This window comes from Roseobacter cerffii, assembly GCF_054226325.1.
On sequence record NZ_CM135757.1, the window covers coordinates 3,637,750 to 3,655,880 of the forward strand.

Annotated in this window: 16 protein-coding genes; 8 read left to right on the forward strand and 8 right to left on the reverse strand. The window is 65.7% G+C overall.

Translation table 11 applies throughout. From position 1 onward, the window contains the following. The 3 genes from ACVC7O_RS17575 to ACVC7O_RS17585 all read left to right on the forward strand — a co-directional run bounded on the left by ACVC7O_RS17575 (position 1) and on the right by ACVC7O_RS17585 (position 5,093). Positions 1–678 (forward strand): TetR/AcrR family transcriptional regulator, encoded by a 678-nt coding sequence (locus tag ACVC7O_RS17575; protein ID WP_458323415.1) that lies wholly within the window; start codon positions 1–3, stop codon positions 676–678. Positions 679–795: 117 nt separating this feature from the next. Beyond that, complete coding sequence (locus ACVC7O_RS17580; RefSeq protein WP_458323416.1) at positions 796–1,926, forward strand: efflux RND transporter periplasmic adaptor subunit; 1,131 nt, start codon at positions 796–798, stop codon at positions 1,924–1,926. 2 nt (positions 1,927–1,928) lie between these two features. Then, on the forward strand, positions 1,929–5,093 hold the full coding sequence (locus ACVC7O_RS17585; RefSeq protein WP_458323417.1) for an efflux RND transporter permease subunit: 3,165 nt from the start codon (positions 1,929–1,931) through the stop codon (positions 5,091–5,093). A 3-nt stretch (positions 5,094–5,096) separates the two neighbouring features. Here the strand turns inward: ACVC7O_RS17585 and ACVC7O_RS17590 are convergent, their stop codons facing one another. From ACVC7O_RS17590 to def (ACVC7O_RS17605), 4 genes are all read right to left on the reverse strand, one after another. After that, complete coding sequence (locus ACVC7O_RS17590; protein WP_458323418.1) at positions 5,097–5,333, reverse strand: hypothetical protein; 237 nt, start codon at positions 5,331–5,333, stop codon at positions 5,097–5,099. Positions 5,334–5,448: 115 nt separating this feature from the next. After that, positions 5,449–6,354 (reverse strand): methionyl-tRNA formyltransferase, encoded by a 906-nt coding sequence (fmt, locus tag ACVC7O_RS17595; RefSeq protein WP_458323419.1) that lies wholly within the window; start codon positions 6,352–6,354, stop codon positions 5,449–5,451. Between the two features lie 99 nt (positions 6,355–6,453). Further along, the gene (gene def, locus ACVC7O_RS17600; RefSeq protein ID WP_458323420.1) at positions 6,454–6,951 is read right to left on the reverse strand and encodes a peptide deformylase; all 498 of its coding nucleotides are present in this window, start codon (positions 6,949–6,951) and stop codon (positions 6,454–6,456) included. After that, on the reverse strand, positions 6,948–7,466 hold the full coding sequence (gene def, locus ACVC7O_RS17605) for a peptide deformylase (RefSeq protein ID WP_458323421.1): 519 nt from the start codon (positions 7,464–7,466) through the stop codon (positions 6,948–6,950). Before def (ACVC7O_RS17605) ends, def (ACVC7O_RS17600) begins: the two co-directional genes overlap by 4 nt. 98 nt (positions 7,467–7,564) lie before the next feature. Here def (ACVC7O_RS17605) and ACVC7O_RS17610 point away from each other — a divergent pair, with 98 nt between their 5' ends. Continuing rightward, a complete protein-coding gene (locus tag ACVC7O_RS17610) occupies positions 7,565–8,758 on the forward strand; it encodes a MalY/PatB family protein (protein ID WP_458323422.1) in 1,194 nt (397 codons plus the stop codon). A 6-nt stretch (positions 8,759–8,764) separates the two neighbouring features. Here ACVC7O_RS17610 and ACVC7O_RS17615 read toward each other — a convergent pair whose 3' ends face one another. Further along, the gene (locus ACVC7O_RS17615; protein ID WP_458323423.1) at positions 8,765–9,115 is read right to left on the reverse strand and encodes a hypothetical protein; all 351 of its coding nucleotides are present in this window, start codon (positions 9,113–9,115) and stop codon (positions 8,765–8,767) included. A 184-nt stretch (positions 9,116–9,299) separates the two neighbouring features. On the opposite strand from ACVC7O_RS17615, the gene ACVC7O_RS17620 reads away from it, so the two are divergent. Beyond that, positions 9,300–10,274, forward strand: coding sequence for a glutathione S-transferase family protein (locus tag ACVC7O_RS17620; protein WP_458323424.1), 975 nt, complete (start codon positions 9,300–9,302; stop codon positions 10,272–10,274). A gap of 33 nt (positions 10,275–10,307) precedes the next feature. Here ACVC7O_RS17620 and ACVC7O_RS17625 read toward each other — a convergent pair whose 3' ends face one another. Further along, entirely contained in the window at positions 10,308–10,688 is a 381-nt protein-coding gene (locus ACVC7O_RS17625) for a response regulator (RefSeq protein WP_458323425.1), read from the reverse strand. 197 nt (positions 10,689–10,885) lie between these two features. Here ACVC7O_RS17625 and ACVC7O_RS17630 point away from each other — a divergent pair, with 197 nt between their 5' ends. From ACVC7O_RS17630 to ACVC7O_RS17640, 3 genes are read left to right on the forward strand one after another with little or no spacing between them, the layout of a single operon-like run. Then, on the forward strand, positions 10,886–11,839 hold the full coding sequence (locus tag ACVC7O_RS17630) for a threonine-phosphate decarboxylase (protein ID WP_458323426.1): 954 nt from the start codon (positions 10,886–10,888) through the stop codon (positions 11,837–11,839). Beyond that, complete coding sequence (cbiB, locus tag ACVC7O_RS17635; protein WP_458323427.1) at positions 11,836–12,759, forward strand: adenosylcobinamide-phosphate synthase CbiB; 924 nt, start codon at positions 11,836–11,838, stop codon at positions 12,757–12,759. Before ACVC7O_RS17630 ends, cbiB begins: the two co-directional genes overlap by 4 nt. Beyond that, a complete protein-coding gene (locus ACVC7O_RS17640; protein WP_458323428.1) occupies positions 12,759–13,922 on the forward strand; it encodes a lytic murein transglycosylase in 1,164 nt (387 codons plus the stop codon). The genes cbiB and ACVC7O_RS17640 overlap by 1 nt, the downstream gene beginning before the upstream one ends. 124 nt (positions 13,923–14,046) lie before the next feature. Here ACVC7O_RS17640 and ACVC7O_RS17645 read toward each other — a convergent pair whose 3' ends face one another. Together ACVC7O_RS17645 and smc are read right to left on the reverse strand one after the other, a co-directional pair. Beyond that, positions 14,047–14,415: a hypothetical protein gene (locus tag ACVC7O_RS17645; protein WP_458323429.1), complete on the reverse strand. Its 369-nt coding sequence runs from the start codon at positions 14,413–14,415 to the stop codon at positions 14,047–14,049. A gap of 94 nt (positions 14,416–14,509) precedes the next feature. Continuing rightward, complete coding sequence (smc, locus tag ACVC7O_RS17650) at positions 14,510–17,965, reverse strand: chromosome segregation protein SMC (protein ID WP_458323430.1); 3,456 nt, start codon at positions 17,963–17,965, stop codon at positions 14,510–14,512. Positions 17,966–18,131: the final 166 nt, after the last annotated feature.

The window sequence follows — 18,131 nt, forward strand, 5'->3', positions numbered from 1 at the left end:
GTGCCAGCGGATCTCACGCCCAATCACGACAAACCCGCGTCCGAACCGCTCACCGGCAACGTCAAGGTGACCCGGCAGGACTGGCTCGATGCAGCGCTCGCCGCCCTGCTCACCCACGGCGTCGAAGGGGTGAAAATCCAGCTGATCGGTGCAGAGCTTCAAGTCTCCCGCTCCAGCTTCTATTGGTATTTCACCTCCCGCCAGGACCTGCTGGACGCCCTGCTCGAGCACTGGCAGCGGACCAATACCGCGGCCCTCGTAGCGATGGCCGAACGGCCTGCGGCGACCATCACCGAAGCGGTCGGCAACGTCTTTCGCTGCGTGATCAACCCCGCCCTTTTCGACACGCGGCTCGATTTTGCCATCCGCGACTGGGCGCGCCGCGCGCCTGAGGTCCGCGCCGTGCTGCAGGCCTCGGAAGCCGAGCGTTTGGAAGCCTTGCGCGCCATGTTTGCACGCTTTGGCTGCCCGGAGCTTGAGGCGGTCGCCCGGGCGCGCATCCTCTACTACATGCAGATCGGCTATGACGATGCGCAACTCGGCGAGCCGATGGAGGCGCGCAACCGGCTTGTGCCGAGCTACCTGATCGGCTTCACCGGACAGACCCCATTGCAAAGCGAAGTGGATGCGCTTATCGCCTATGCGCGCGCCGTCGATGCTGGCGAAAACCCGAAATAAACTTTTGCAAAGCGCACTTTAGCGAACACGCGCGCGCACTTAAGTGTTATTTGAATGCATCGGTCGCGTGCTACATCCTGCCACGACCGGCAGCACCACGCATGAAAAGGCTCTCCAATGACTGCGATCGCCCTCCCTCATCCGTTGCGCCTCATGCTGGCCATCGCCGCCCTCTGCACCGCAACGACCTACGCTGTCGCGCAGGGCGGCCCCGCTTCCGTTGGCGTCGAAACGGTGGAAATCAGGACCATCGCCGAGACCGTGCCGCTCTTTGCCGAGGTCGTGACCTCGCGCGAAGGCACCGTAGCGAGCCGCATCGCGGGCACCATCGAGAGCGTGCCGGTGCTGGAAGGGGTTGCCGTTTCCGAGGGCGACATCCTGGCCGAACTCGACACTGAGCTCTTGGAAATCCTCGCCCGCCAGTCCGAGGCGGGCCTGGCCGAGGCGCGTGCCGGAATTGCCACCGCCGAAGCGCAGGTGGACCGCACCACCAAGGCCCTCGCCCGCATCGAGGGTCTGCGCGGCACCACCTCCTTTTCCTCGAGCCGGTTTGACGAGGCGCAGAGCGACTTCTTCGAGGCCCAGGGCCAGCTTGCCGAGGCCGAGGCCCGCGTGAAAACAGCCGAGGCCAACGCCGCCGAAGCGAGCTATGAGCTCGAGCGCGCCCTCATCCGCGCGCCCTTCTCGGGCATCGTGCTCGAGGTCAACGTGAACCCCGGTGAGTTCATCAGCGCGGGTGCGGCGGTGGTCTCGCTGCTTGATACGAATTCCTTCGAGATCGAGGCAAGCGTGCCCTCGAAATACATCCGCGTGCTGGACACCGGCCTCGCGGTCGATGGGATCACGGAAGCCGGGGAGGAGCTTGCGCTGACCGTGCGGGCGCTGCTGCCAGTGGAGGAAACCGCGACCCGCACCCGGCCCGTCCGCTTTGCCTCGGGCCAGCTCACCGGTCTGCAGACCATCGCCATCGGCCAGTCCATCACCGTCTCCATCCCGATCAGCGCGCCGCGCGAGGTGCTCTCGGTGCCCAAGGACGCGCTGGTTCAGGCGCGCGGCGGCTGGACGGTGTTTGTCGCCGAAGAGGGGCAGGCCCAGCCGCGTCCGGTGCAGATCGGCGTGGCGCTGGGAGACCGGTTCGAGGTTCTGGGCGGGCTGGCAGAAGGCGATGTGGTCGTCACGCGCGGCAACGAGCGCCTGCGCCCCGGCCAGCCCATCGCACCCATGGGCGACCCCACGAACGGAGGCTAGTGATGGATATCATCCGCTTTGCAATCGACCGCCCCGTTGCCGTGATGGCGGCGGTCGTCATGGCCGTGCTCTTCGGTGTGATCGCCGTCACCCGCATCCCGATCCAGCTGGCACCCGACGTGCGCAAGCCTATCGTCGTGATCACCACCAACTGGCCGGGCGCTGCCCCCTCCGAGATCGAGCGCGAGATCGTGAACCCACAGGAAGAGGCGTTGCGCGGGCTCGAAGGGCTCGACGTGATGACCTCCCGCGCCCAGACCGGAGAGGCCGAGATCACGCTGGAGTTCGGCATCGGCACCGATATGAGCCAGTCGCTCCTGCTGGTGTCGAACCGTTTGGACCGCGTGGGCGACTACCCCGACGAGGCGGGCGAGCCCTCGCTCGACACCTCCGGCGCCGATGACAGCCCCATCGCCTGGGTGCTGCTCACCGCGCAGGAGGGCAATGAGCGCGCCATGCCCACCTATGGCGACTTCGTGGAGGACATCATCCAGGACCGGGTCGAACGCATCGAGGGCGTCTCGGCGGTGAATGTCTTTGGCGGCGTCACAAGAGAGCTGCAGGTGGTGGTCGACCCCCGGCAATTGGCACGGTTCGATCTGACCGTTCCGGACGTCGTGAATATCCTGCGCAATGAAAACATCTCGCTTTCCGCCGGTGACGTGGAAGAGGGCAAGCGCCGCTACGTGGTGCGCGCCGAGGGCAACCTCAACACGGTGGCCGCCATCGAAGAGGTCGTCTTGCGCTCCGAGATTGGCTCTGGCGGCTCCGGTCGTGTACGCGTCGGCGATGTGGCCGAGGTCGGCTTCTCCTTCGAGGAACCCCGCGCCCGCTTGCGCTTTCGTGGCGAACCCGGGCTCGCCTTCAACATCGTGCGCGAGCCCGGCGCAAATGTGATCGAGACGATGGACGCCGTGCGCGCTGTGCTGACCGAGCTCGACGAAGGCCCTGTCGCCGATGCGGGCCTCAAGATGCGCCAGGTCTATGATGAGACGATCTATATAAACGGGGCCATCGATCTGGTCACCCAGAACATCTGGATCGGCGGCGCGTTGGCCGCTGCCGTGCTGCTCGCCTTCCTGCGCAGCCCGCGCGCGACGCTGGTGGTTTCACTCGCCATCCCGGTCAGTATCGTGGCCACCTTCGTCGCCATGGCCGCCACCGGGCGCACGCTCAACGTGATCTCGCTCGCCGGGATCGCCTTTGCGGTGGGCATGATCGTCGATGCGGCCATCGTCGTGCTGGAGAACATCTACCGATTGCGCGAACAGGGTCTCACGCGGCGCGAGGCCGCCTACAAGGGCGCGAAACAGGTCTGGGGCGCGATCCTCGTCTCGGCGCTGACCACCGTGCTTGTGTTTATCCCGATCCTGATCATGCAACTCGAAGCGGGCCAGCTGTTCCGCGACATCGCCGTCGCCATCTCGGTCTCGGTGCTGCTGTCGCTGGTGGTCGCTGTGACGGTGATCCCGGCCCTGGCCAGCCGCCTTCTGAAGCAAGGCGAACAGGTCACCATCGGCATCCCCGGCCTCGACCACCTGGCGCGCGGCTTTCACGGGCTGGTCATGCGTTACGTGCGTCTGACCGTGCGCTTCCGCGCTGTCGGGCTGATGATGGTTGCCGCCATCGCGGGCGGGGCGGCCATCGCCGCGGTTATCTTTCTGCCCCGGCTGGAATACCTGCCGGAAGGCAACCGCAACCTCGTCTTCGGCCTGATCATCCCGCCGCCCGGCTACAACCTCGACACCACCGAAACCATCGCCCAGCGGATCGAGGCCACCGCCCGCCCGCTCTGGGAGGCAGCCCCCGAACCGCAGATGGAAGATGGGACACCCACCATCGAGAACTTCTTCTTCGTGGCCCTCAGCGGCACCAGCTTTGTCGGCGCCGCCGCCGTGGATGGCAGCCGCGCCGGTGAGCTGATCCCGGTGCTCTCCGGGCCCATCTTTGCCGAGCCGGGTACCTTCGGTTTCATGACCCAGCCCTCGCTCTTTGGGCGTGGCGTAGGTGGCGGACGCACCATCGAGCTCAACATCTCCGGTCAGAGCCTCGAAGACATCCTCGCGGTCGCAGGCCAAGCCGCCGGCACGATCTCCGGCCTGCTGCCGCGCTCCGAAGGGCACCAGTTCCGTCCGATCCCGGGCCTTGAGCTCGGCGCCCCCGAGGTGCGGCTGGTCCCCGACCGGCTGCGGCTGGCCGATGCAGGGCTGACTGCGTCTGACTTGGCACTCACCGTCGACGCCTTCAACGACGGGCTGCGCATCGCCGAAATCACCGTGGGTGCCGAGCGCCTGAACCTGATGCTCAAGGGCGACCCCGGGCTACAACTGGCACAGCGCACGCAGGACATCGGCAACTATCCGGTCGTCACGCCCTCGGGCCAGATCGTGCCCGTAACAGCACTGGCTGATGTGATCGTGACCGCAGGCCCCACAGAAATCCGCCACCGCGACCGGCTGCGCACTGTCACACTGGAAGTCCGCCCCTCAGACGCCTTGCCACTTGAAGCCGCCGTCGAACTTCTTCAGACCGAGGTGGTCGAAACGCTCGAAGAGCAGGGCCTGCCCAACGGCATCCGCATGAGCGTCTCGGGCACAGCAGACCAGCTCAGCCAGACCTGGGACGCGATCCAGATCAACCTCGCGGTGGCGCTGATCATCGTTTTCCTCGTGATGGCGATCCTCTTTGAAAGCTTCGTACTGCCACTCGTGATCCTGATCTCGGTGCCCGTCGCTGCCGCTGGCGGTGTCGGCGGGCTTGCGCTCCTCAACACCTACCAGAACCAACCGCTCGACATGCTCACCCTGCTGGGCTTCATCATTCTGGTGGGGATCGTGGTCAACAACGCCATCCTGATCGTGCACCAGACGCTCTATCACCTGCGCGTGGAGGGTATGGCGCCCATCGATGCGATCGAGGAAGCAACAAGCAACCGCATCCGCCCCATCTTCATGTCGACGCTCACCTCGGTCTTCGGGATGCTGCCGCTGGTGCTGATCCCCGGCGAAGGCTCCGAGCTCTACCGGGGCCTGGGCGCGGTGGTGGTTGGCGGGCTCTCGATGTCGGCCTTCCTGACGCTGCTCACCGTGCCGCCGCTCCTGCGGCTCTGCGTGCGGGCGCCCCGTCCCGACGAGGATGCCGTCCCAACCGCCCGCCCGGCCGAGTAGACGCTATTTCCGCCAGTGAAAGGGCACGATGATCAGCGCGCCGATCGAGGCGGCAATCGCGTTCATGCCCGGGCTGCGAAACCCGATGCCGAACATGAGCGTGACGAAGTAGAAGATGAAGGCGCCGCCCACGCAGATCACGATGCTCTGCAGCACGCCATTGTGCGTGAAGCCGGTCTTCTCACAGAGATAACCGACAATGCCCGCGATCACCACGGTGCCGATGATGGTTGGAAACATGCGCAGCGGTCCTCTCTCGCGGTTCGGCCCTTCATCCAGACACAACTATCGCGTTTTGCCGTTGAGGCACAGGCGAAAGGCAACGACAAACACCTCATTGCGGAGCCGGAGCGCGTCAAAGCTGTTTGCCCGCGGGCATCGGCCATCCGCGCAGGAAGCTGTCCGCATCCTGTACGCCTTTGCCCGCCCGCTGCAGGCGCAGGAGTTCGACGGCCCCGTTTCCGCAGACCACGCGCAGCGGGTCGACCAGGACGGCGCCCGGCGCGCCCTGGCCGTCGGCGACGCGCGACGCCAGCAGCTTGATGCGCGTCTCGCCATCCATGGTCCAGGCCCCGGGAAAGGGTGACAGGCCGCGGATCAGCCGGTCGACCTCAACCGCATCGCGCGTCCAGTCCACCTGCGCCTCGGATTTATCGATTTTCTCGGCATAGGTCACCCCCGTCTCGGGCTGTGGCTCAGGCACCAGGTCGTTGATCTGCGACAGCGCTTCGACGATCAGACCCGCGCCCAAATCGCTCAGCCGGTCATGCAGCGCGGCGGTGGTTTCCTCAGCGCCGATATCGATGGCCTTCCGCAACAGCACAGGCCCGGTGTCGAGCCCCGCTTCCATCTGCATGATGCAGACCCCGGTCTGCGTATCGCCCGCAAGGATCGCGCGGTGGATCGGCGCCGCACCGCGCCAGCGCGGCAACAGGCTCGCGTGGATGTTCAGGCACCCATGCGCCGGCGCCTCGAGGATCGCACGCGGCAGGATCAGCCCATAGGCCACGACGACGGCCACATCGGCATTCACCTCGCGAAAGGCCGCCTGCGCGTCAGGATCGCGCAGGGACACGGGCGTGCGGACGGGCAGATCGAGGTCGCGCGCGCGCTGATGCACGGGGCTCGGGCGCTCCTTCTTGCCGCGCCCCGCCGGACGCGGCGGCTGGCAATAGACGCAGGCAATCTCATGCCCCGCAGCGACCAGAGCTTCCAGCACCGGCACCGAAAAGGCGGGCGTCCCCATGAAAATCACACGCATACCATCGCTCCTACCACGGGTGGCCTGAAAGCCCACCCTACCTGCCAACACAACCATCAGCCACCGGCAGGTACGGTGGGCTTTCAGGCCACCGCGCCGCTACCGCTGCAGCTTGCGGGCCTTGCGCAGCAGCATGTCCCGTTTGACCTTGCTCAACCGGTCAAAATACATCCGCCCCTGCAGATGGTCGATCTGGTGCTGCACGCTCGTCGCCTCCAGCCCCACGAAATCGCGCCGCACATACATGCCCGTCTCATCGAGAAACCTCACCGCCACACCGCGCGGACGCGAGACCGCCGCTGAAACACCGGGCAGGTTCGGGCTGGCTTCTTCGTGCTGGTTCATCACCGCCGAGGCGTCGAGCACCTCCGGGTTGGCCATCCGGATGCGCCGGTCGCGCTTGTCAGACGCATCCACCACCGCAACCTGCAGCAGCACACCGATCTGCGGCGCGGCCAGCCCCACCCCGGGCATCGCGTCCATCGTCTCGATCATATCGTCCCAGAGCGTGCGGATCTCATCGGTGATCTCATCCACCGGCGCCGCCTTCGTCCGCAGCCGCGGGTCAGGCCATGTCAGCAGGTCGCGCTGGGTCACGTCCGGGCGAGCTCGCGCTTCATCTTGACCATCTTGCGCGTGATCATCTGGCGTTTCAGCGGTTTGAGGTAATCGATGAAGAGCTTGCCCTCCAGATGGTCGATCTCATGCTGCGCGCAAGTGGCCCAGAGCCCGTCGAACACCTCTTGCTGCTCCTTGCCATCGCGGTCGATCCAGCGCACCTCGACCTCGGCAGGCCGGGTCACATCGGCAAACTGCTCGGGCAGCGACAGACAGCCCTCCTCATACACGTTCGTCTCATCCGACGACGACACGATCTCGGGGTTGAACATGATCAGCGGGCGCGGCGTCTCGTTCTCGCCCTTCACACAGTCCATCACCACCAGACGCTGCAGGATCCCCACCTGGGGCGCGGCCAACCCGACACCTGGCGCATCATACATTGTCTCCAGCATATCATCCGCCAAGGCGCGCAGATCGTCGCTCAGATCGGGCAGCGGCGCGGACACCTTTTTCAGGCGCGGATCGGGATGCAGCAGAATCTTTCTCTTCATGAGAGGGATGTATGCCAGCCCGGCCATCTCTGCAACTCAACCGGGCTTGCGGCCCCGGAGATTCCCGCTAGCTTGCGCGGCAGACACAGGAGATCCTCATGAGCCTTGATACCGCCCCTGACGCCCGCTTTGACACCGTGATCGACCGTCGCGGCACCGATTGCGCCAAGTGGGACGGGATGCAGCGGCTTTACGGCGTCTCCCCCGATACCGGGATTTCCATGTGGGTCGCGGATATGGACTTCAGCCCGCCCGCCTGTGTGCAGCAGGCGCTGCAGGGCATGATCGAGCATGGCGTCTACGGCTATTACGGGGACGAGAGCAGCTATCGCGACGCGATCCTGTGGTGGATGCAGACCCGTCACGGCTGGCACATCGAGAAGGACTGGATCTTCAACACCCACGGGCTGGTCAATGGCACCGGCATGTGTATCGACGCCTTCACTCAACCGGGTGATGGGGTGATCCTCTTCACGCCCGTCTACCACGCCTTTGCCCGCGTGATCAAAGCCGCCGAGCGCGAGGTCGTCGAATGCCCGCTGGTCAACACCGATGGCCGCTACGAGATGGATTTCGACGCCTACGACGCGCAGATGACCGGCGCGGAGAAAATGGTGATCCTCTGTTCGCCGCACAATCCCGGCGGGCGGGTCTGGACCCGGGACGAGCTGCAACAGGTGGCCGATTTCGCGCGCCGCCACGACCTGATCCTGGTCTCGGATGAAATCCACCACGATCTGGTGATGCCCGGCCATACCCATACGCCTGCCGCCCTCCTAGACGGGATCACCGACCGGCTGATCATCATGACCGCCACCAGCAAGACCTTCAATCTCGCAGGCCACCACACTGGCAACGTCATCATCGAAGACCCGGACCTGCGCGCCCGCTTTGCCCGCCGCATGGCGGGCCTCGGCATGTCGGCGAACTCCTTCGGCCTCGTCATGGCCCGCGCCGCCTACAGCCCCGAGGGCGCCGCCTGGGTGGAGGATCTCGTCGCCTATCTCGACGGCAACCGCCAGCTCTTTGACGCCGAGATCAACGCAATCCCCGGCCTGCGCTCCATGGCGCTGGAGAGCACCTACCTCGCCTGGGTGGATTTTGCGGGCACGGGCATGGACCAGGCCGAGGTGATCCGACGTATCCAGGAGGATGCCGAGATCGCCGCCAACCACGGCACCAGCTTCGGCAGCGGTGGCGAAAGCTTCATGCGGTTCAACATCGGCACCCAGCGGGCGCGCGTGAAAGACGCCTGCGCGCGGCTGGCAAAGGCCTTTGGCGACTTGCAGTAAAGCGACCTAGCGCGCGTCTTCGATCAGCCCGACCGGCGCATCTTCCGAGATCTCGAAATCCACTGCGGGTGTTTCCGAGACGGCGGTGGCACGCTTGAACTCGTAGCGGCGCTCACCCTCTTCGTCATCGCTGGTGATGATCAGGCACTGAAAGAGGTGAATGCTGCCATCGTAGAGATCGACAAAACCGCGCAAGGCAGGCGCGTCGCTCTCCAGCGCAAAGCCGGTTTTCCACATGCGCAACACCGGGTGGATCTTGCCATCCACCTGCACCCGCAAACGCGAGGATTTCTTTAACGCGTCGATCCGGGCCTGATCCAGACCCGCTTGAATTTCCTTGGAAAAAATCGCTTCCATATCGTTACGCCTTACATCGCCCCCGTGTCTTCACATGATGCCCAGATCGCTTAAAAATCAAGTTAAGTTTTTTATGGCAGAGCCGCTGTCCTGTGCAGCAGCGCAGGGCCCCTGCGCAGGGGCGCGACTGGCCAGCCAGGGGGCAAGCTCCTAGCTTTGAGCCAAGCAATTAAGGAGGTTCGGCATGGGTCTTTTGGTAGATGGCGTGTGGCATGACAGATGGTACGACACCGCATCGACAGGCGGAAAATTCAAACGATCAGAGGCGAAATTCCGCAACTGGATCACGCCTGATGGCGCGCCGGGGCCCTCCGGTGACGGCGGGTTCACCCCCGATTCGGGCCGCTACCATCTCTACGTCAGCCACGCCTGCCCCTGGGCGCATCGTACCCTGATCTTCCGGCACCTCAAGGCGCTGACCGACCACATCTCCGTCTCGGTCGTGCATCCCGATATGTTGACCGACGGCTGGACCTTCGAGACCGACGATCACGGCGCCACCGGCGACACGCTCTATGGCCTGCCCTTTGCCCGCGACATCTACCTCAAGGCCGATCCGCAGATCTCAGGCCGCGTGACCGTGCCGATCCTCTGGGACAAGCAGCGCGAAACCATCGTGAGCAATGAAAGCTCCGAGATCATCCGCATGTTCAATTCCGCCTTCGACGGGCTCACCGGCAATACGGCTGACTACTGGCCGGAAGATCTGCGCAAGGCCATCGCGCCGGTGAACGACCGCATCTACGACACGGTGAACAACGGCGTCTACAAGGCCGGGTTCGCCACCACGCAAGAGGCCTATGACGCCGCTGTTGCACCGCTCTTTGACACGCTGGACTGGCTGGAGGCGCGGCTCACAGACCAGCGTTACCTGATGGGCGACAGGCTGACCGAGGCCGATTGGCGGCTCTTCACCACGCTTGTGCGGTTCGATCCGGTCTATCACGGGCACTTCAAGTGTAATCGCAAGCGGCTGATCGACTATCCCAATCTCTGGGCCTATGTGCGCGATCTCTACCAGACGCCCGGCGTGGGTGAGACCGTGAACTTCGCCCATATCATCCGCCACTACCACTACAGTCACGAGACGATAAATCCTCACCGGATCATCCCGATGGGGCCAGAGCTCGACTTCATGGCGCCGCATCACCGCGGCTAGGTCTTTCGTATTTGGTCAGCCGGTGCTCGGCGCTCAGGCCGCACCCGACTGCTGCGCTGGTGCGCCATAGTGTTCAACCATGGCCGCCAGGTCTTCCGGCGGCGTGGCGCTTTGCACAAAGGCGCAGGCATTGGTGGCATGCGAAAAGATCGAGCCATCCGAGAAGAACGACGTATTGGTGACGAAAATCACCTTGGCGTCGGGCTGGCGATAGCTCGCGTAGTCCGCCACGGCCAGCGCCGAGCCATCGTTCAGGACCAGGTCCATGATGATGATATCCGTGTCATCGGTGCTCAGATGGCGAATGGCTTCCGTTTGTCCAAGCGCCAGGGACACGTTCATGCCCATGCGCTGCAGATGCCGCTGCCAGATTTTAGCCAGATCGTTTTGGCTCTCTACAATCAGAACCTTCATCTGTCCTCCAACCCGGATGCTCCGGATTTGTTGCACTCTGTAACATCTGTCGTGTGCCTCAAAGGTTAACAAACGATTAAGCAATCTTCGACAACTTTATGATTTGTGGCGAGACTTGATTAACCGGCTGATTTCCGCTTTCTGCAACGGGCAAAGCTGCGGTTTTGCGCCACGTTCCTTGCATTTGGAGCAGATTGTTGACGAAACGTGAACGCGATCACGGCGGCGGTTTGGATGCTGCAATTGCACAGTTCGGGGGTAACCGAATCGGCTGGATCGACCTCTCGACAGGCATCAATCCGCATCCTTATCGAGCCTCCACGCTGCCTGCCGATGCCTGGACAGCGCTGCCTGACAAGGCCGCGGGCACCCGTCTCCTCGATGCTGCGCGCCGCTTCTGGCAGGTGCCTGACGGCGCCGATCTGCTCGCCGCGCCCGGCGCCTCCGCCCTCATCGCGCAGATCCCCCAGTTGTTGCCCCGCGCCAACGTCTGCATCCCCGGTCCCACCTACAATGAACATGCCGCCGCCTTCACGGCGCAGGGATGGCAACAGGTCGACGACGCTTCCAGCGCCGCGCAGGTGGTCGTGCACCCCAACAACCCCGATGGAAAACTCTGGACGGCGGAGACGCTGCCCGTCCGAAACGCCCCGCTCACCGTGATCGACGAGAGCTTCTGCGACGTGGCACCCACCGGCTCGCTGATGCCGCTGGCCGCCGAGCCGGGCACGCTGGTGCTCAAGAGCTTCGGCAAGTTCTGGGGGCTCGCCGGGCTGCGCCTGGGCTTCGTTGCCGGAGATCCCGGCCTCGTTGCCCGGCTGCGCGACACTCTCGGGCCCTGGGCCGTCTCCGGCCCCGCCCTGCACATTGGCGCCGCAGCCCTCAGCGATGCGGATTGGGCCCGCGAAACCCGCGCCCGCCTCGCCGAGGATGCCGCCCATCTCGACGCGCTGATGCAGATCGCGGGCGCGCGGGTCCTCGGCGGCACAACGCTCTTCCGCCTCTACGAGGTCGAGGAGGCCGCCCACTGGCAAACCCGCCTCGCCGAGCACCGCATCTGGAGCCGCACGTTTCCCTACAACTCCCGCTGGCTGCGCCTCGGCCTGCCGCACAGCTTGCACTGGCCCCGGATCGAGGCCGCCCTGGCATGAGCACAGCCGCGCTGCTGATCTGCGCCCTGCTGCTCGACGCTGCCCTGGGCGAGCCGCGCTGGTTGTGGGACCGGGTGCCACATCCTGCCGTCCTCATGGGCCGCCTCGTCGGCTGGATGGATCGCCAGATCAACAGGGGCCCGGCCCAAAGAGCAAAAGGCATTCTCTGCGCGCTCGCACTCGTCTGTACAGGCGCCGGCGCTGGCCTGCTCCTCGAAACCCTCGGCACACCTGTCGTGATCATCGTCACGGCAATCCTGCTAGCGCAACGCTCGCTCGTCCAGCACGTGGCAGAGGTCGCCGATGGTCTGCGCCTCTCGCTTCCGGAGGGCCGCCGCGCCGTGGCCCAGATCGTCAGCCGCGACACCGCCGCGATGGACGCAAGCCAGGTGTCCCGCTCCGCCATTGAAAGCGCCGCCGAAAATCTCTCCGACGGGGTCATCGCCCCCGCGCTCTGGTTTTTCATCGCCGGGCTGCCCGGCATCATCACCTATAAGCTGGTCAATACCGCCGACAGCATGATCGGCTACCGCACGCCCCGGCATGAGGCCTTCGGCTGGGCCGCCGCCCGCCTGGATGACCTGCTGAACCTCATCCCCGCCCGGCTCACGGCCCTACTCATTGCCCTGCCCGCCCGCCTGACCGACGCGCGCGGCATCCGCGCCGATGCGGCCCAGCACCGCTCGCCGAATGCCGGCTGGCCCGAGGCGGCCATGTCGCGCGCCCTCGGCATCGCGCTGGCCGGCCCCCGCGCCTATGACGGCACACTGCGCGATTTCCCCTTTGTTAACGCGGACGGCCGTAAACTGCTCACGCCGATGGACATCGACGCCAGTATCGCGATGCTGTGGCGCGCATGGGCGCTGTTTCTCGCGCTCTGTGCTCTGGTTCTTGTGTTGCACTTTCTTGGAGACCTTTGATGCGCCTGCCCCTGATCGCCGCTTTCGCCCTCATCCTGCCCGCCGCCGCTCAGGCCTGTGGCGGTTCCTTTGCCAGCTTCGTGAACGGGCTGAAGAGCGAGGCGGTCCAGAAGGGCCATGCCGCCGCCACGGTCGATCAGTTTTTCGCAAACGTGCGGCAGGACCAGAAAGTGTTGAACGCCGACCGCGCCCAGGGTGTCTTCCAGCGCCCCTTCCTCGATTTCTCGCAACGGCTGATCTCGGCCGACCGGCTGAACCGCGGCAAAAGCAACGCTCAGAAATATGACGCGGTCTTTGACCGGATCGAACAGAGCTATGGTGTCAGCCGTGGTGTTCTGCTGGCCTTCTGGGCCTTCGAGACGGATTACGGCGGCTTTCAGGGCGATTTCAACACGGTGAATGCGCTGGTCACGCTCTCGCACGACTGCCGCCGCCCCGAGCTTTTCCGCCCTCAGGTCTTCGCAGCACTTGAGCTCTTCGAGAAGGGCGCGCTCGACCCGCGCACCACCACCGGCGCCTGGGCCGGTGAGATCGGGATGGTCCAGATGCTGCCCCGCGACATCCTCGAAAACGGCGTCGATGGGGACGGCGACGGTAAGGTTTCGTTAAAGACCTCACCCACCGACGCGCTGATGTCCGGCGGCAAGATGCTGCAGAGCCTCGGCTGGCGCAAAGGGGAGCCCTGGCTGCAGGAAGTCACCGTGCCCGCCGATATGGACTGGTCGCAAAGCGGGCTGCGCACGCAGAAATCTGCGCGAGAATGGGAAGCGCTTGGCGTGCGCGCGCGCACCGGCAGCCTCGCGCCCGGGCTGCCCGCGTCGCTGCTGCTGCCACAGGGCCACAAGGGCCCGGCCTTCCTTGCCTATCCGAATTTCCGCGTTTATTTCGAATGGAATCAAAGTTTTACCTATGTTCTGACCGCCGCCTATTTCGGCACGCGGCTTGAAGGCGCCCCGGTCTATGATGCCGGAACCCCCGAGCCAGGGCTCAGCGGCGCGCAGATCAAGGAGTTGCAGCGCAAACTGCAGGCCCGCGGGCACGACGTGGGCAAGGTTGATGGCATTCTGGGCGCGCGCAGCCGCGCTGCTGTGCAAGCCGAACAGAAGCGCCTCGGCCTGCCCGCCGACGCCTGGCCCACGCCCACGCTGCTCGCCCGTCTCTGACGCCCGCGACGTTTACCTTTCTTTACACAGGCGCGGCTACTCTTCTGGATGAAACTTACATTCAGGTTTGCGACTTCACGACCCTGCGCGCTGCGTGCCGCAGGGTCTTTCTTTGCCCTGAGGTTCAGTCGCGGGCCGCAGGTCGGATCGGGTAGCGCTCGCCTTTCTCGGTGAGCATCACGATCCGGCTGCCACTCTCCACATAGCGATCACAGCGCCCAAACCCGTTGCGATAGGCGATGCAAACCGTGCCATCCGCCTCGACCCGGTAGCGCCCGAAGGCCGACTCGCCGCTGGCATAGGTGTAGGAATAGGCCCCGCCCGCCGAGAATTTGGACTGCCCGTCGTCATAAAACACCAGCGTCTGCCCCTCGGTCAGCACGGCCACCTCGTCCCGCGTCAGCAGACGATCCTCCGCCCGCAACGCCCAGTCCTGCGCCACCGCCGCAGCCGGACCAAGACAAAGCGCGCAAAGAAGAAAAAACCGAAACATGCGCCCACCCTAACGCCTGGCCAGGCACATCCAACACACGTTCCGGTGACCACAGACAGGTGCGGTGGGCTTTCAGGCCACCGCCTGCGCAGGCTCACGCCACCAGCGTCTCGGCCTTCTTGAGGTCCACCGACACCAGCTGGCTCACCCCCTGCTCGGCCATCGTCACGCCGAAGAGCCGGTCCATCCGTGCCATCGTGACCGCATGGTGGGTGATGATCAAAAACCGCGTCTCGGTCTGGCGGCACATCTCGTCCAGCAGGTCGCAGAACCGGGTTACATTCGCGTCGTCCAAGGGCGCATCGACCTCGTCGAGCACGCAGATCGGCGCCGGGTTGGCCAAGAACACCGCAAAGATCAACGCCATCGCCGTCAGCGTTTGCTCCCCACCTGACAGCAGGCTCAGCGTCGAGAGCTTCTTGCCCGGCGGCTGGCACATGATCTCAAGCCCGGCTTCCAGCGGGTCATCGCTCTCCACCATCACAAGATTGGCCTCGCCACCGCCAAAGAGATGCGTGAACAGCATCGAAAAATTGGAATTCACCTGCTCGAAGGCCGTCAGCAAACGCTCGCGGCCTTCCTTGTTCAGGCTGGCAATGCCACCGCGCAGGGTCTTGATCGCCTCTTCCAGATCGGCCTTCTCGCCGGTCAGCGTGTCATACTCCGTCTGCACCTCGGCGGCGTCTTCCTCGGCGCGCAGGTTCACGGCACCGAGCGCATCCCGCTGGCGCTTCAGCCGGTTCACATCCGCCTCCAGCGCATCCGCCTTCGGCATGTCATCAGGCGTGACGTCAAGCTGACCCAGAAGCTGGTTCGGCGTCACCTGCGCCTCATCCGCAATCCGCTCCGCGGCCAGCGCCACGGTCTCGCGCGCCGCCTCGCTGCGCGCCTCGGCGCCCGCGCGCGCTTCCCGTGCCTCCGAGGCGACCCGCTCCGCGTCCCGCTCTGCCTGCGTGGCAACGCGCAACGCCCCCTCGGCCTCCGACAGCGCATTGGCGCTGTGCACCTTGCGCGCCTCGGCCACGGCAATCGCGTCGCTCATCTCGGCCCGCTTGGCAGCAATCTCTTGCGGCGCCGCCTGCGCCAACTCCAGCTCCTCCTCGGCCGAGGCCTTGCGCGCCACCAGCTCCGCCGACCGCTTCTCGGCCGTCTCCAGCCGGTGCCGCCAGCCGCTGATCTCCTTGGTCACTTCCTGCGCCCGCTTGGTACGCGCCTCGCCCTCGCGGCGCAGCTCATCATGGGCCGAACGGCGCGACATCATGGTGATCCGCGCGGCCTCCACGGCCATGCGCACCTGTTCGACCAGCGCCCGCGCCTCATCGAGGTCACCCAATTCCTCCAGCGCCCGCTCGGCTTCCTTCAGCCGCGCGCGCGCACCCATCGCCTCTTCTTCATGCCGCGCCACCGCAAGACCCAGCGATTCCAGCCGGCCCTCCGCCAGGTTGCGATCCGCCTCCGCGCGGCTCAGCTGGCGCCCGGCATCTGCCATCAGCTTGTCCGCCGCGCGCCGCGCCTCGCGGGCCAGCTTGTCCGCCCGCGTCAACTCTTCCAGCTGCACGCCCAACCGCTCATGCGCCGCCCGCGCGCCATCCGCCCTCTGGGTTGCCGCCTCCAACCCCTGCTTCAGCTCTTCCAACCGGTTCAACTGCTGCAACCGCAGCGCCGCCGCCGAGGGCGCATCTTCTGCCCAGGCCCGGAACCCGTCCCAGCGCCACAAATCGCCCTCGGTCGAGACCAGCCGCTGGCCGGGCATCAGCGCCGCCTGCACCCGCGGCCCCTCATCCGCCTCCACCAGCCCGATCTGGCTGATCCGGCGCGCCAGCACCTCCGGCACATCCACGAAGAGCGACAGGGGCTTCACCCCCTCCGGCAAGGGCTGATGCTGATCATAAGCGGGCAGAACAGCCCACCCCGAGGGTCCATCCGCCGCCACCTCCGGCGCGCGCAGGTCATCGGCCAGCGCCGCCCCCAGCGCCTTCTCATAGCCCGACTTGACCTGCAGCTGGTCGAGCACCTGCCCACCCTCTGCCGTATCCCGGTCCACGAGCTTGGCCAGGGCCCCCGCCTCAGCCCGCAGCGCGTTCATCTCGCCCTCGGCCTCGGAGCGTTGTGCCCGCGCCTCGGCCTCGCGTGCCTGCGTCTCCGCCCGCGCCTCTTCCGCCTCGACAAGCGCTGCGTCGGCCTTCTCCGCCGTGGCCACCGCCTGTTTCTCCGCCGCTTCCGCCGCGACAAAATCCGCGCGCGCCTTGGCCAGCGCCGCCTCGCTCGCCGCCACGGCTTCCCGCGCACGCGCAGCCTCCGCCTCGGATTTGCCTTGCGTCTTGCGGCTGTCTTCCAACAGCCGTTGCGCCGAGCCGTGCCGCGCCGACAGCCGCGCCATATCCTCGGTCTGGGTCGACATATCCTCTTCGCGGGTCTGCAGCACCGCCGCCGCCTCGCGCGCCGCTTCCGCCGCGTCGGCCAGCTGCGCCTCATGCCCCTCGGAGGCCTTGGCAAGCTCCGCCGCCTCCCATTCCAGCCGCGCGATGGTCTCGCCCGCGTCGCGGTTCAGCCCGCCCTCGCGCTCGATGTCATGGCTCAGCTGCGCGATCCGCCCGGTCAGTGTCTCGATCAGCGCCAGCGCCCGGGCCTCCTGATCATTGAGCGTATCGCGCTCGACCGTGAGCCGCTGCAGCACCGCTGCCGCAATGGCTTCCTCCTCGCGCAGCGGCGGCAGGGCACCTTCGGCCCCCTCGCGCAGCTTCGCCGCTTGCCGCACCGCCGCCTCGGCCTGAGCGGCCTCGGTCACCTTGCCGCGCAGCGCGTCCTCGGCCTGCGCCCGGGCCTCATCTGCCTCGCGCCAGCGGCGATAGAGCAACATGCCTTCCGCCCGCCGCAACGCCGTGCCGATCTCGCGGTACCGCGCCGCCTGCCGCGCCTGCCGAGCGAGCTGGCCCAGTTGGTTGGCCAGCTGTTCGATCACATCATCGACACGCGCCAGGTTGGTCTCGGCCCCTTTTAGCTTCAGCTCTGCTTCATGCCGCCGCTGATAAAGCCCGCTGATCCCCGCCGCCTCTTCCAGAATGCGCCGCCGGCTCTTGGGTTTCGCGTTGATCAGCTCGGCAATCTGCCCCTGCCGCACCAGCGCCGGGCTATGCGCGCCGGTCGAGGCATCGGCGAAGAGCATCTGCACATCGCGCGCCCGCACGTCCTTGGCGCCGACCTTATAGGCGCTGCCCACATCGCGGGTGATGCGCCGCACGATCTCGAGGCTGTCGCTGTCATTGAACCCCGCGGGCGCCAACCGCTCGGAATTGTCGAGATGCAGAGCGACTTCGGCAAAGTTGCGCGCCGGCCGCGTGGCCGCCCCGGCGAAGATCACATCTTCCATCCCACCGCCGCGCATTGCCGTGGGGCGGTTTTCGCCCATCACCCAGCGCAGCGCTTCCAGCAGGTTCGACTTGCCACAGCCGTTCGGGCCCACGACACCGGTCAGACCATCGGCGATGATCAGATCGGTGGGGTCCACGAAGCTTTTGAAGCCGGTCAGTCTGAGTTTGGAGAAGCGCAAAGCCGTCCGCCTGATGATTCCTCTGGGGTCTCAGCCTGCGAGCGGGGGCGCAGTGTGTCAACCGAAACACACCACAAGATGGGTATTCCGCGGACTTATCCCCAACATATTGTTGCGCGCAACACCAGCAGGTCACCGCGAGCCAGGAGGCTCTGATCTGAAAAAG